This is a genomic window from Lysinibacillus pakistanensis (assembly GCF_030123245.1).
GTDB lineage: Bacteria > Bacillota > Bacilli > Bacillales_A > Planococcaceae > Lysinibacillus > Lysinibacillus pakistanensis.
The window spans coordinates 3402627-3416205 of record NZ_CP126101.1; the positions used below are offsets into that span (position 1 = coordinate 3402627).

Sequence of the window (13579 nt, forward strand, 5' to 3'; positions counted from 1 at the left end):
CTATATCTTAAACTGTTTCATGTTTACAATCTGGACATTTACCATAAATCTCGAATTTATGATTTTCTATTTCATAGTCTGGCAGCTTTTCTCCAAGCATTTCCATAGGACATAAATTTAACTCTTTGACATTTCCACAATCCATACAGATAAAATGATGGTGATGATGCTCTGACTCACAATGCATACGGAAATTACGCTCTCCAGATAATTCTGTTTCCTCCAGTATGCCAAGTTTCACAAATGTAGCAAGGTTGCGATAAATGGTATCGAAACTCATACCTGGAAAATCTTTTTTTAAAACATCCAGTAAATCACGAGCTGTTAGATATTTATCAGTTGCTGCAAACATATCTAATATTAACTCCCGCTTATCCGTTTTTTTATAGCCGTTCTCTTTTAAAATTTCCCACGCTCTTGTACTATTCAAGACGCTACCTCCCCTTGTTTTGCAGCCACTTTAAATGCTATTTTCTTCCCTAGTATAACAAGTAACAAAATAAGAATGGAAGTGACCACAATCGTACCACCTGGCGCTAAATCCAAATAAAAAGCACTTACTAGCCCTATTAGTACAGCTGCTTCCCCAAATACTATGGCATAAATAATTGTTTGTTTAAAGCCCTTAGCCAGTCGCATGGCAGCAGCCACAGGAAGTGTCATAAGCGATGACACAAGTAATATTCCAACGATGCGCATACTTGCGGCAATCACAAGTGCTGTCACAATCATAAACAGCAGATGAATCCAACGTGCAGGTAAACCGCTCGCTTTCGCATATTCCTCATCAAAAGATAGGACAAAAAGCTCTTTAAAAAATAAAAATAAAAAAATGATAACAATCGCAGCAATGCCCACAACTACCCATAGATCCTGACGTGACACAGCCGATACAGAGCCAAATAAATAGCTCATTAAATCTGTACTAAAGCCACTTGCAAGTGAAATAAAGATAGCACTAATACCAATACCACCAGACATGATAATAGGAATCGCAAGCTCTTCGTAGTGCTTATATAGCCGTCTTAGTCGTTCTATTAATATGGAGCCACTCACAGAGGCCAGTATCCCTAAATAAATTGGATTAAGCATCGCTAGCGCTGTCACTGATTGACTAATGTATAGGCTTCCTGCTATACCAGCGAGTGTCACATGTGATAAGGCATCTGCAATTAGAGACAATCGACGTACAACAATAAAGACACCAAGTAACGGCGCCAATATACCTATTAGTAGCCCAGAGAAAAAGGCATTTTGTAAAAATTCATAATGTAAAATCGCTTCAATCATAGTGCCTTCCCCTTCTTAATGAATCTTTCTTACAGAATGACCATACCAAGCATCAAGTGCATCCTGAGAAATGCTATCAAACTCATTTTTATAACCATGGAAGTGAATCGTTTGATTTAAACATGCCACATGGCTGATGCGGTTTGACACCGTATCAACATCATGTGTGACAAGAATCATTGTAATTCCCTGTTCCCGATTTAATTTCGCCAGCATATCATAAAATGATTGCACATTCTCATGATCAATGCCGACAGTTGGTTCATCTAATATTAGTAGCCTTGGTTCACTCACTAAGGCCCGTGCAATAAAGACCCGCTGCTGCTGCCCACCGGATAAATCGCCAATATTACGATGCATAAAAGCATCCATTCCAACAGCTTTTAAGGCATTCAAAACTTTTTCTTTTGCATTACGTCCTGGTCTTTTAAATAGCCCTAATTGTTTCGTTAATCCACTTTTTACTACCTCTTGGACGGTTGCCGGAAAACCTGAGTTAAAGGCATTAGATTTTTGTGAAACATACCCTATCCATTCACGGTGCTTAAAAGTAGTGCTTCGTTCACCAAATAACTTTATTTCTCCAGACATAGGTCTTAATAGTCCTAAAATAATTTTTAATAATGTAGATTTCCCAGAGCCATTTGGACCGAGTAGTGCTAAAAAATCACCCTCCTCTACACGAAAAGAGATATTTTTTAGGACTTGTGTATAGTCATATTGAAATGACACGTTTTCAATACTAATTAATGATTTTTTCATTCATGATCGCTTCTTTCTAATTCAAAATCATTACGATTTACAAGTTGTAAGTATAAATGAAAGCCCGGTTTTTGTAAAGAAAAAAAGATTCCTATGCTTTATGATCTGGTGGAAATGTTGTTATAGTTCAAACAAGCGGCTTCCTGTACTCTGTGAACGATTGTCCTATTTGTCTTGTGCTCATATCATCATCTTCTGCTGAATGAAGATAAAGATTTTCATAAAATTATATTTTGAAGGAGGATTCGCTTTGAGTATTCAATTTTTACAGCAATTAGCACAAAGTAGTGATAAGGAAATTGTTGCCATTGCTCGTGCTGAAGGATTTGACATTACAACGTCTGAAGTAAAAAAACTTCGGCCCCATTTGGAGCAATTCTCATTTTCTTGGCTTTTTTTAGGCATACCTAAAGATATACTTGTTGAGGTTGAGGCTGTTTTAGGTAGAAAGCGTTCTCGTCAGCTTATTGCACTTTTTACGAAATAATTGAAAATGCCCGAAAAACAGTGTTCATTTCACTGATTTCGGGCATTTTGTGTTGTTATCCTTCTTTTAGCGCAGTGATTAACTCAGGTTTAAATTCACCACTTCGTAACATCTCTAGTTCAAACTTATAAGGTGACGATTTGGATTTAGCATCACTATTTAACGCAACATATGGAGTTTCTAGGATTTTAGGAATCTCCTTTAATTGCGGGTGGTGCACTACATAGTTTAATGCTTCAAAGCCAATATGACCAAAGCCAATATTTTCGTGGCGGTCTTTTCCTGCACCTCGAACATTTTTAGAGTCATTGATATGAAGAACTTTAATCCGATCCACACCGATAATTTTATCAAATTCATTCAATACACCATCAAAGTCCTCTACAATATTGTAGCCAGCATCATGTGTATGACATGTATCAAAACAGATAGAAAGGCGTTCATTATTCGTCACACCATCGATAATTTTGGCAAGCTCTTCAAAAGAACGACCACATTCTGTTCCTTTACCCGCCATCGTTTCTAATGCAATTTGGACAGGATAATCCTGTGATAGCACTTCATTTAAGCCTTCAATAATTTTGGCTATACCTGCGTCAGCACCAGCACCAACATGGGCACCTGGATGTAAAACAATTTGGTTGGCTTCCAATGCAGCTGTACGTTCAATTTCAGATTGTAAGAAATCTACGCCAAGTTGAAATGTTTCAGGTTTTTCTGTATTTGCAATATTAATGATATAAGGTGCATGGACAACGATGTTTGTTATGCCATGCTCCTTCATGTGTAATAGACCATTCATAATATTAAGGTCTGCAATAGCTTTACGACGCGTGTTCTGAGGTGCTCCCGTATAGATCATAAAGGTATTTGCCCCATATGAAAGGGCCTCTTTACTTGATCCTAGTAGCATTTCCTTCCCACTCATCGAAACATGTGATCCAAGTAGCATGAGAATGCCTCCTTATTTTTTTCCACGAGCTTTTAAGCGACGTTCACGTTTTTTTATTTTTTCCATTTCCCATTTCATATTACGCTTGTAGCCTGGTTTTACTTTTTTCGGCTTACGAACTAATGATTTTGCCTTTGCATCGATTTCATTTTCATGCTTTACTCGATTTTTTCGAGCATGGCGATCCTTTAATTCAGACCATTCTCCATCTTTTACGTCTTTTTGTACAAATGGGATGCCCATCTTCTCTACACGAATTAATGCATCCTCATCTGAAGGCTCAAACAAGGTGATGGCTGTTCCTTTATTTCCTGCACGTGCAGTACGTCCTACACGATGAATAAAGAATTCTAGGTCTTCTGGAATTTCATAATTAATGACATGTGAAATCCCTTGAATATCAATACCACGAGCTGCCAAATCAGTAGCAACAATATATTGATAATCCAAATCACGAATTTGTTTCATCATCTTCTTACGATCACGGGGACTTAAATCACCATGTATTTGACCACAGCGAATACCATTTTCATTTAAATAACCTGCAACTTGCTCTGCCGTTTTACGCGTATTTGTAAAAATCACAGCTAAAAATGGATTAATTCCTTCTATCACATCTAATAAACGCTTATTCCGTGATTTCGAGCGAACTGGTACAAGCACAAAATCAATGCCCTCTGCCACTGGTCGCTTATCGTTCATATGGATGTGGACAGGTGTCTCCATATATTTCTTTAAGAAAGGCTGAAGTTTTTCTGGAATAGTTGCTGAGAATACAAACATTTCAAGATTTTCTGGCATTTGAGAAGCAAAGCCATCAATCTCCTCGATAAAGCCCATATCGAAGGCTAAATCAGCCTCATCGACAACTAAAATTGGTGCCGTATGCACAAATAACGCTTGCGCAGAAACGAGGTCACGAATACGTCCAGGCGTCCCAACAACAATTTGTGGCTGCGTTTTTAATTTATCAATAGAGCGTTGTTTGTCCGTACCCCCAATAAATAGTTTTGCTTGAATTGCTGTTCCTTCTATTAATTGGTTTAACGCATCAAAGATTTGCTGCGCAAGCTCACGCGTAGGTGAAGTAATCACAGCTTGTACTTCTTGTTTATCCGGATTAATACGTTGCACAATTGGAATTAAAAAGCTATGTGTTTTTCCTGTTCCTGTATGTGCCTGTCCAATAGCACTTTTCCCTTTTAATAGTAGCGGAATTATTTCCTTTTGAATTGGCGTCGGTTCTGTAAAGCCCAGTTTTGCTATTGCGTCCTGCAAAAATGGCTGAAAATTATAATCAGTATATTTTGACATCCTTCGTTCCTCCTAACATCTTTTCCATTGTATCATGATTCAACTTCTAGGTATATTAACCGCCTAATAACTTCAGCATGAACATTATTTATTAGTTTTATTATCCTTACAACAAAACCCTTATCAAAGGTACTGTAAATACTCTTAAGATGCAATCAAAAAAGTGCTACTTTATAATTGAAAAAAGCAAAGTATTCGTATTTTTTATGTCAATTTATTGCAAACTTATCATTTGAATAATTACCACATTTTTATGATGAGGAAGTAAGACACTAGAGGAAGATGATTTTATCATGAAAGCAGCAAGATGGTAAAAAGCAAAAGACATCCTTATAGAAAACATTGCAGCTAATCCAATATTCATCCTAGTGGAACAACCTCATTTTGTAAGTAAAGATATTACACCAATGTAATGGGACATGAGTTCTAAGGTGAAGTTGTTACAAAAGTATCGGTGGGAGATCCTGTTGTTGTAGAGCCTAATCTTGCATGTTGCGAATGTGCAGCTTGTAAAAAGGGTAAATACAAGATTTGTAAATTTAGGCTTCCACGGTTTATCTGGCGGTGGCGGCGGCTTCTCTGAATATACAATGGTAGACGAAAAAATGGTACACAAAATGCCAGAGGGCCTTTTCTATGAAAAGGTGCACTTGTGGAGCCTGGAGCGGTAGCCTTACATGCAGTACGGCAATGTAAGCTAAAGGCTGGGGATAAAGCAGCTGTCTTTGGCACAGTACCAATGGGACTATTAGTAATTGAAACATTACGTGCAGCTGGAGCATCTGAAATTTATGCAGTAGAGCGCTTTCAGCAGAACAATGCCACAAAGGTGTTAGAATTAGAAGCAACAGTTGTTAATAATCCAAAGGATGAGGATGCAGATGCTCGACTACATGAATTAACAAATGGTGGCGTTGATGTTGCATTTGAAGTTACTGGTGTTCCTGTAGTAGTGATACAGCAAGCCATTGATTCAACATTATTTAAAGGTGAATCAATTGTTTCGATTTGGGAGACAGCAGCTTCAATTCTACCAAACAATATTGTTTTTTCAGAGTGTACTGTAAAAGGATTTTTTGCATACCGTGATATTTTCCCAGCAGTTAGGGAATTATTGACACAAGGTTACTTCCCTGAGAAGCTCGTAACACAACGTATTTCATTATCGAAGCTTTAATAAAAGAGAAAAACCTTATTAAAATTCTAGTAAATTCTTAAGCTTAACTATATATCAGGTAGAGAAGACCCAAGCGCTTCTCTACCTGTTTCTAATGCTTTACCCATTTATTTCCTCTACTCTCTTCATGATTGCTAGATTAGCCATAAGAACATTGATCTTATTTTCCCCAAAAATCCCCAGTGTTTGTTTTTCTGTATAAGTATCCATAATTTTTCTAATCTCCCGTTCTGAAAGTCCACTTGCTTGAACAATACGTTGGATTTGTATTTCTGCAGCCTTTACACTGATATGGGGATCTAGCCCTGAACCAGAGGCCGTCATTAAATCTGCAGGAATATCCTGTCGTTCAACAGCAGGATTGGCTAGCAAAAATTTCTCGATATCTGCTTCTATTCGTTTCTTTAATTCAGGATTCGTTGGTGCATAATTAAAGGAACCTGAGCTAACACCACTATAGTTCAACTGATCATTTTCATCAGGAATTGTATCCTTCATTGTGTACACATTATAATTTACAGATGACACTCGTCCCCAGAAATAGGCGGGCTTCAAAAATGCCTGACCGATTAATTCTGAACCTCTAGCTTGCCCATCAACTTCTATTAAGCTACCGTTTGCCTTGTGTGGAAACACTCCTTGTGCTAATGCAGTTACTGCTAATGGATAAATAAAGCCACAAAGAAGAAACATTGTGAATGTAATCAGTATTGCTTGCTTTGTATACTCAAAAAATTTACGCATCTCTCTTCCTCCTATAGTCCAAATATCTGAAACAGGGGTGCTATCATAACATCGATCAACTTTATGCCGATAAAAGGAGCTACGACACCTCCTACTCCATATACGAATAAGTTTTTATTTAGTAACTTCGAAGCACTCATAGGCTTGTATTTGACCCCTTTCATGGCGACAGGTATGAGCAAAGGTATAATAATCGCATTGAATAGTAATGCAGAAATAATAGCACTTGAGGGAGAATTCAATTGCATTACGTTTAATACATTCATCTCTGGAACAGCAACCATTAGCATTGCTGGAATGATGGCGAAATATTTTGCCATATCATTCGCAATACTAAATGTTGTGAGGGCACCACGAGTCATGAGTAACTGCTTCCCAATTTCAACTACTTCAATAATTTTAGTAGGATTTGAATCTAAATCCACCATGTTAGCAGCTTCTTTTGCTGCATTCGTTCCTGAATTCATAGCGAGTCCTACATTTGCTTGTGCCAATGCTGGTGCATCATTCGTCCCATCACCAGTCATCGCTACTACTTTTCCTTGTGCCTGTTCATCTTTTATGACTTGAATCTTGTCCTCAGGTTTACTTTCTGCAATAAAGCTATCCACACCCGCTTCCTTTGCAATAGCTGCTGCGGTCAGGGGGTTATCTCCTGTACACATAATTGTTTTAATTCCCATTGCTCGTAGCTGTTCAAAGCGTTCCTTTAATCCAGCCTTCACCACATCCTTTAAATAAATAACACCTATAATTTTCTGGTTTACTGCTACTACTAGTGGTGTCCCACCAACAGAGGATACTCGATGAATAAGCTGATCTAAATTCACTGGAACGTTATGCCCTGCATTGATACACTCTTGTTTAATCGTATCATAAGCACCTTTTCGAATTTTTGTCCCATCCTGCATATCTAATCCACTCATTCTTGTCTGTGCTGTAAATGGGATATGTTTACTATTTTTTATGATTTGTTCTTCATTATCAGTATTCATACCTAATTCGCATGCTAATGATAGAATAGATTTCCCTTCAGGTGTGTCATCTGTTAATGAACTAAAATAAGATGCTTGCACTAAATCTTTATTTTTCACACCTTTTACAGGTAGAAATTCAGAAGCCATGCGATTCCCGTAAGTGATTGTGCCTGTTTTATCTAAAATTAATGTATCCACATCCCCACATGCCTCTACAGCCCTTCCAGACATGGCAATAACATTGAACTGTGTCACCCTATCCATTCCCGCAATACCGATAGCTGATAATAATCCACCAATTGTTGTGGGAATTAAGCAGACTGTCAGAGCAATTAATGTTGCGATCGAAATAGGCACGTTTAGATAAGTTGTCATAGGATAAAGTGAGACAACCACTAGTAAAAAAATAATCGTTAAGCTTACTAAAAGCGTATTGAGAGCCACCTCATTCGGCGTTTTTTTGCGACTAGCACCTTCAATAAGCGTTATCATTTTATCTAAAAATGATTCACCAGGCATTGAAGTAATTTCAATCATTAGCCAATCGCTTGTAACAGTCGTACCACCTGTCACTGAAGAAAAATCACCCCCACGCTCTTTGACTACTGGTGCAGATTCACCTGTTATCGCCGATTCATCTACAGTAGCTATTCCATCGATGACCTCTCCATCGTTTGGTATAACCTCTCCTGCTTGAACTAACACAATATCGCCCTTTTTTAATTCATGTGCCTGTTTCATTATTTCAGAACCATCATTTAGCAAAACACGGGCCTGTGTAACGGTTTTTGTCTTTTTTAAGGTTTCAACCTGTGCTTTTCCTCTTCCCTCTGCAATCGACTCTGCAAAATTCGCAAATAAAATAGTAATAAAAAGAATGGTTGCCACAATTGCATTATACAATCTTTCATGTTCTGCTATTTCACCGCCAAAAATAGATGGAAATAGAGCTAAAAGCAGAACAAACAAAAATCCCACCTCTACTACAAACATTACAGGATTTTTCAGCATATATATCGGATGAAATTTTTTTAACGCATCTATCAAAGCGCTTTTTAGCATATTTCCAGTGATAAAGCTTTTTCTTTCAGTTTCCATACATGTCTCTCCTCATTAAGCATAAAGTTGTAGGTGCTCAGTGATTGGTCCGAGGGCAATCGCAGGCAAAAATGTCAGAGCACCAATCATTAATACGATTGCAACAAGTAGAATTGTAAACATGGTATTGTCCGTTTTCAACGTTCCTATAGAATCATGATGCCACATTTTTTTAGCCAGTAAGGATGCAATTGCTAGTTGAATAATGATCGTTACATAACGACCAAAGAACATAGCCAGACCTGTTGTAACATTCCAAAATACAGAGTTGTCGGAAAGTCCTTCAAAGCCCGAGCCATTGTTTGCTGAAGCGGAAGCAAATTCATAGAGTACCTGTGATAATCCATGTGCACCTGGATTCGTTATCCCTGCTACGCCCTGTGGTAAAGCAACAGCAAGAGCTGAAAATAGCAGGATAATGGCAGGATGTATTAGAATACAAAGAGCAATAAGCTTCATCTCCTTCTCTTCAATTTTCTTGCCTAAAAATTGAGGCGTTCGACCAATCATCAAACAAGCAATGAAGATTGTTAGCAACACATACATCATCATGTTCATAAGACCAACACCCTTACCACCAAAGACAACATTTAGCATCATATTAAACATCGGTACAAGCCCACCTAGTGGAGTTAACGTATCATGCATATTATTGACAGATCCAGTTGTAAAAGCTGTGGTCACTGTCGTAAATAACGCAGACTGCGCCACACCAAAGCGCATCTCCTTCCCCTCCATACTACCAAGTTGCTGGGTAATTCCCAGTTCATTTATAATGGGATTACCTGCTCGCTCCGATATATAGACAATCACTAATCCAGCAAGGAACAACATAGTCATTGCTACAAAAATAGCTAATCCCTGCTTGCCAACTATGGGCTTCTCTTTTCTAGAAGCTATCATTAAGCTAAATGCTACTACACAGGCTCCAGGCAGTAGCATCATTGACAGCATTTCAATCATATTTGAAATGACCGTTGGATTTTCAAATGGAGTAGTAGAATTTGCTCCATAAAAACCACCACCGTTTGTTCCTATATGCTTAATAGACTCAAGTGAAGCTACAGGTCCTAGTGCAATATCTTGTAATTTCCCTTCTATTGTTTGTACAGTTTGATTGGCTTTGAAGGTTTGTGGTGTACCCTGTGATACCAAAATAACGGAAACTACTATAGAAAGTGGTATTAATATCCTTGTAATGATACGAACAAAATCTACAAAGAAGTTACCAATTGTATCCGTTTTCGCCACAATACGACGACAGAATGCCATACACGCTGCATAACCAGTAGCTGCAGAGGTAAACATCATAAAAATAATGACAAGCATTTGTGATAAATAACTAAGCCCTGATTCACCACTATAATGCTGAAGATTTGTATTCGTCATAAATGAAATAATAGTATTAAAAGATAGTGATGCTTCCATATTGTCAATCTTATTTGGATTTAAAAACAAGATTGCTTGAATTCGTAATAGAATATAGCCAATAAACACCATACAGGCATTTGATAGGATTAAAGAGAGCACATATTGTTTTCCTGTCATATCCACTCTTTTAATACCACAAAGTTTAAAAATAAACCCATCCAATCTATCCATGATTGGATCAATCCATGTTACTTGTTGCATTGCCACCCGAAATAAATAATGACCTGTAACGATAACGAGTGGTACATACATAATTAAAATAATGGCTATTTGCCACATAGTGCTACCTCCTAAAAGCCTATTAATAATTTTCAGGATATAGTAATGCATGCCCTAGATAACAAAAAAGGAATACAAGTACAATTCCCATAAAAATCCACATCCAATTCACTCTCCTTACTTTTCTTCCACTAGCTTAAAGCACCAAGCGGTTAACCCAGAAAGACCTACAAAGCTGATTATTACTAAACCAATCATAAATAAGTCCAACAACCAAAACCCCCTTCCCTTATTAGGATGCTCTCATCATATTTACTTTCAGATTAATGTAGTGTTAGAAAATCGTTTTTTCTATTAAGAAACTATAAAGGGCGTAAATCTTAATACTTTCTTAATGGAAGATAGCGCTATAATACAAATGAGGTGAAGGATGATGGAACAAGAACGACCAGCTCCAGAGACATTTTTAGCGAGGCTTAAACAGGAGGAACACGTTAGTGGAAAGCTCAAAATTTTTCTTGGCTATGCTGCTGGCGTAGGGAAAACCTATGCAATGCTAGATGCAGCACAACAGGCCCAAACACTTGGTAAAGATGTGGTGGTTGGCTATGTAGAGCCTCATCCTCGTCCAGAAACATTAGCCTTACTCGAAGGGCTTGAGCAAATTCCTACAAAAAAAATAAGGTATAAAAAGAAAGACTTTCAGGAATTAGATATTGATGCAGTATTAAGTCGTAAACCAGAAATTGTTCTTATTGATGAATTAGCACATAGTAATGTACCAATAATGCGACACAAGAAGCGCTTTGGAGATATAGAGGAATTACTTGCAAAGGGAATTCATGTCTATACAACTATAAATATTCAACATATTGAAAGTCTTCATGATTTGGTAGAAGAAATAACTGGAATCAAGGTACGGGAACGTGTACCAGATTACTTAATTGATCAGGCCGCACAAATAAAAATTGTGGATATTGAACCCGATGAGTTAATTCAGCGTCTACAGGATGGCAAAATTTATAGCAAGCAACAAGCTGAGAAAGCTCTACAATCTTTCTTTTCTAAGCAAAATTTAATTGCTCTTCGAGAAATTGCACTACGTAGAGCTGCTGATACGATTACCTATAAACAAATTAACAGCAACGAATCGATGAAACATTCTGTACAGATTGATGAGCATATCCTTGTTGGTATTAGTAGCTCCCCTACAAATGCTAAGGTTATTCGAAATGCCGCAAGACTTTCGCAAGCATTGCATGGCAAATTCACTGCCCTGTATGTACAAAAGGTTCAGGAAAGCGATAGGACAACCGCAAACTCAGAGCGATTACAGCAACATATAAAGCTTGTTGAACAGCTTGGTGGTCATGTGGTCATTGTTCAAGAGGATGATATAGCAGCAGCTCTTGCTAATTATGCTCAAATTAGCGGTGTAACAAAATTGGTCATCGGTAGAACAAGCATGAGAAAAAGATGGTGGCAACCAAGCTCAAAAATTAGCGATCAACTGACTGAATTTGTACCAAATTTAGCTATTCATATAGTACCAGATCAGGAAAATGAACAATTCTATCTGCCAAAAATAAATACACAGTGGTCATTTGACTGGCTTGACTTGCTGAAAATGATTTTCATATTTGCCTTTATATCCTTTATCGGCTTGTATTTATATTCACTTGGTATTAGTGAATCAAATGTCATTACGATTTATATTCTAGGTGTTTTAATACTTGCTATCTGGTCATCGGGTTGGATAATGAGCATTATTAGCTCTATCACAGCTGTATTACTCTTTAATTATTTATTTACTGAACCACGATTCTCATTTGATGCCTATCATCGAGATTATCCAATGACCTTTATAATCATGTTCCTTTCAGGGTTCATCACAAGTAGCTTAACAAAAAAAATAAAAAAGCAAACGATGATAGCTATGCGTAAATCCTATAGAATGGAGGTGCTTCTAGATGTAAATCGGAGGCTCCAACATGCTAAAACGATAGATGATATTATTACGGAGGGTATGGTACAAATTGTTAAGCTAGTAGAAAAGCCCGTACAATTCTTTGAAATAGAAAATAACGCCATTGTTAAATCAATGTTTTTTCATACGGAGAGCATGTCAAATAGTGAAAATAAAAAAGCAGCCTCCCTTTTTGGAAATCCTAATGAGCATGGAGTGGTGAGTTGGGTTATTAATAATAAGCATGTAGCAGGTGTTTCCACTGATATATTTCCAGAAGTAAGTGCCTATTATTTACCCGTTATGTCAAATGGGTATGTAAAGGGTGTTATTGGAATTGCATTGTCAAAGCAATTACCATTACCTGCATTTGAGCGTAATATTTTGCATGCTATTATCAATGATTTTTCGTTTGCGCTTGATAAATGGTATTTACAGAAGCTCAATGAAGAAGTAGTCAGAGAGGCTGAAATGGAACAAATGCGTGCTAACCTTTTGCGTGCTATCTCACATGATTTAAGAACACCGCTAACAGCTATCTCTGGAAATGCAGATATTTTATTGACGAATGCAAGTAATATTCCAGATAATGAAAAAAACAAATTATATGAAGATATTTATAAAAATTCAAAATGGCTTGTACAAATGGTTGAAAACTTACTCGCTGTTTCAAGATTAGAAAATGGACAATTAGCTTTGGAGATGCATTTGGAACTTGTAGAAGAAATAATACAAGAGGCACTTTGTCATGTCGTTCGTCTAAATAATACTCATAAAATATCCTATCAAATTGAACCAGAATTCTTATTTGCTTTTATGGATGCACGATTAATCATTCAGGTTCTGATTAATATCATTGATAATGCATTGACCTACACACCTCCCGGTAGTGTGATTACGTTACAAGTAAAAGAATCTTCTGGTTTAGTAGATTTTACTATTTCTGATGACGGGCCAGGTATTGATGATGCTATAAAAGACACGCTTTTTGATCCATTTACAACCGGAAAAAAACAGCGCAGCGATAGTCGAAGAGGTCTAGGATTAGGCTTAGCACTTTGTCAAACCATTTTAAAATTACATGGCAGCGTAATACATGTATCAAATAATCAACCTCAGGGTACAGTCTTTCATTTTTCACTAAAAAAGGAGTCATGATGTT

At 37.3% G+C, this 13579-nt stretch carries 10 protein-coding genes and 1 pseudogene; 3 read left to right on the forward strand and 8 right to left on the reverse strand.

Features of this window, described 5'->3' with window-relative positions; translation table 11 throughout:
- Positions 1 to 7: 7 nt before the first annotated feature.
- From QNH24_RS16940 to QNH24_RS16950, 3 genes are read right to left on the reverse strand one after another with little or no spacing between them, the layout of a single operon-like run.
- Positions 8 to 430, reverse strand: a complete 423-nt coding sequence (locus QNH24_RS16940) for a Fur family transcriptional regulator (protein ID WP_283868713.1) — start codon at positions 428 to 430, stop codon at positions 8 to 10.
- Positions 427 to 1290 carry a metal ABC transporter permease gene (locus tag QNH24_RS16945; RefSeq protein WP_283868714.1) on the reverse strand — a complete coding sequence of 288 codons (864 nt, stop codon included), beginning with the start codon at positions 1288 to 1290 and terminating at the stop codon, positions 427 to 429. Before QNH24_RS16945 ends, QNH24_RS16940 begins: the two co-directional genes overlap by 4 nt.
- A gap of 15 nt (positions 1291 to 1305) precedes the next feature.
- Positions 1306 to 2052 carry a metal ABC transporter ATP-binding protein gene (locus tag QNH24_RS16950; protein WP_283868715.1) on the reverse strand — a complete coding sequence of 249 codons (747 nt, stop codon included), beginning with the start codon at positions 2050 to 2052 and terminating at the stop codon, positions 1306 to 1308.
- A 250-nt stretch (positions 2053 to 2302) separates the two neighbouring features.
- Here QNH24_RS16950 and QNH24_RS16955 point away from each other — a divergent pair, with 250 nt between their 5' ends.
- Complete coding sequence (locus QNH24_RS16955; RefSeq protein WP_283868716.1) at positions 2303 to 2539, forward strand: Nif11 family protein; 237 nt, start codon at positions 2303 to 2305, stop codon at positions 2537 to 2539.
- Positions 2540 to 2594: 55 nt separating this feature from the next.
- On the opposite strand, the gene QNH24_RS16960 is transcribed toward QNH24_RS16955, so the two are convergent.
- Positions 2595 to 3491, reverse strand: coding sequence for a deoxyribonuclease IV (locus QNH24_RS16960; RefSeq protein WP_283868717.1), 897 nt, complete (start codon positions 3489 to 3491; stop codon positions 2595 to 2597).
- A gap of 12 nt (positions 3492 to 3503) precedes the next feature.
- Positions 3504 to 4805, reverse strand: coding sequence for a DEAD/DEAH box helicase (locus QNH24_RS16965; protein ID WP_283868718.1), 1302 nt, complete (start codon positions 4803 to 4805; stop codon positions 3504 to 3506).
- Positions 4806 to 5131: 326 nt separating this feature from the next.
- On the opposite strand from QNH24_RS16965, the pseudogene QNH24_RS16970 reads away from it, so the two are divergent.
- Positions 5132 to 6023: pseudogene (locus QNH24_RS16970) on the forward strand (zinc-binding dehydrogenase).
- Between the two features lie 58 nt (positions 6024 to 6081).
- On the opposite strand, the gene kdpC reads toward QNH24_RS16970, so the two are convergent.
- Genes kdpC through kdpA form a run of 3 tightly spaced genes read right to left on the reverse strand, consistent with a single transcriptional unit; the run spans position 6082 to position 10511 of the window.
- Positions 6082 to 6726 (reverse strand): potassium-transporting ATPase subunit KdpC, encoded by a 645-nt coding sequence (gene kdpC / locus QNH24_RS16975; RefSeq protein WP_283868719.1) that lies wholly within the window; start codon positions 6724 to 6726, stop codon positions 6082 to 6084.
- Positions 6727 to 6737: 11 nt separating this feature from the next.
- Positions 6738 to 8801, reverse strand: coding sequence for a potassium-transporting ATPase subunit KdpB (kdpB, locus tag QNH24_RS16980; protein WP_283868720.1), 2064 nt, complete (start codon positions 8799 to 8801; stop codon positions 6738 to 6740).
- Between the two features lie 15 nt (positions 8802 to 8816).
- Positions 8817 to 10511, reverse strand: coding sequence for a potassium-transporting ATPase subunit KdpA (kdpA, locus tag QNH24_RS16985; protein WP_283868721.1), 1695 nt, complete (start codon positions 10509 to 10511; stop codon positions 8817 to 8819).
- Between the two features lie 370 nt (positions 10512 to 10881).
- Here kdpA and QNH24_RS16990 point away from each other — a divergent pair, with 370 nt between their 5' ends.
- Entirely contained in the window at positions 10882 to 13575 is a 2694-nt protein-coding gene (locus QNH24_RS16990; RefSeq protein ID WP_283868722.1) for a sensor histidine kinase, read from the forward strand.
- Positions 13576 to 13579 lie beyond the last annotated feature (4 nt).

Coding starts and splice junctions, on each gene's coding strand:
- QNH24_RS16945 (WP_283868714.1), bottom strand. CDS start 1,290: ATGATTGAAGCGATTTTACATTATGAATTTTTACAAAATGCCTTTTTC.
- QNH24_RS16950 (WP_283868715.1), bottom strand. CDS start 2,052: ATGAAAAAATCATTAATTAGTATTGAAAACGTGTCATTTCAATATGAC.
- QNH24_RS16960 (WP_283868717.1), bottom strand. CDS start 3,491: ATGCTACTTGGATCACATGTTTCGATGAGTGGGAAGGAAATGCTACTA.
- QNH24_RS16965 (WP_283868718.1), bottom strand. CDS start 4,805: ATGTCAAAATATACTGATTATAATTTTCAGCCATTTTTGCAGGACGCA.
- kdpC (WP_283868719.1), bottom strand. CDS start 6,726: ATGCGTAAATTTTTTGAGTATACAAAGCAAGCAATACTGATTACATTC.
- kdpB (WP_283868720.1), bottom strand. CDS start 8,801: ATGGAAACTGAAAGAAAAAGCTTTATCACTGGAAATATGCTAAAAAGC.
- kdpA (WP_283868721.1), bottom strand. CDS start 10,511: ATGTGGCAAATAGCCATTATTTTAATTATGTATGTACCACTCGTTATC.
- QNH24_RS16990 (WP_283868722.1), top strand. CDS start 10,882: ATGATGGAACAAGAACGACCAGCTCCAGAGACATTTTTAGCGAGGCTT.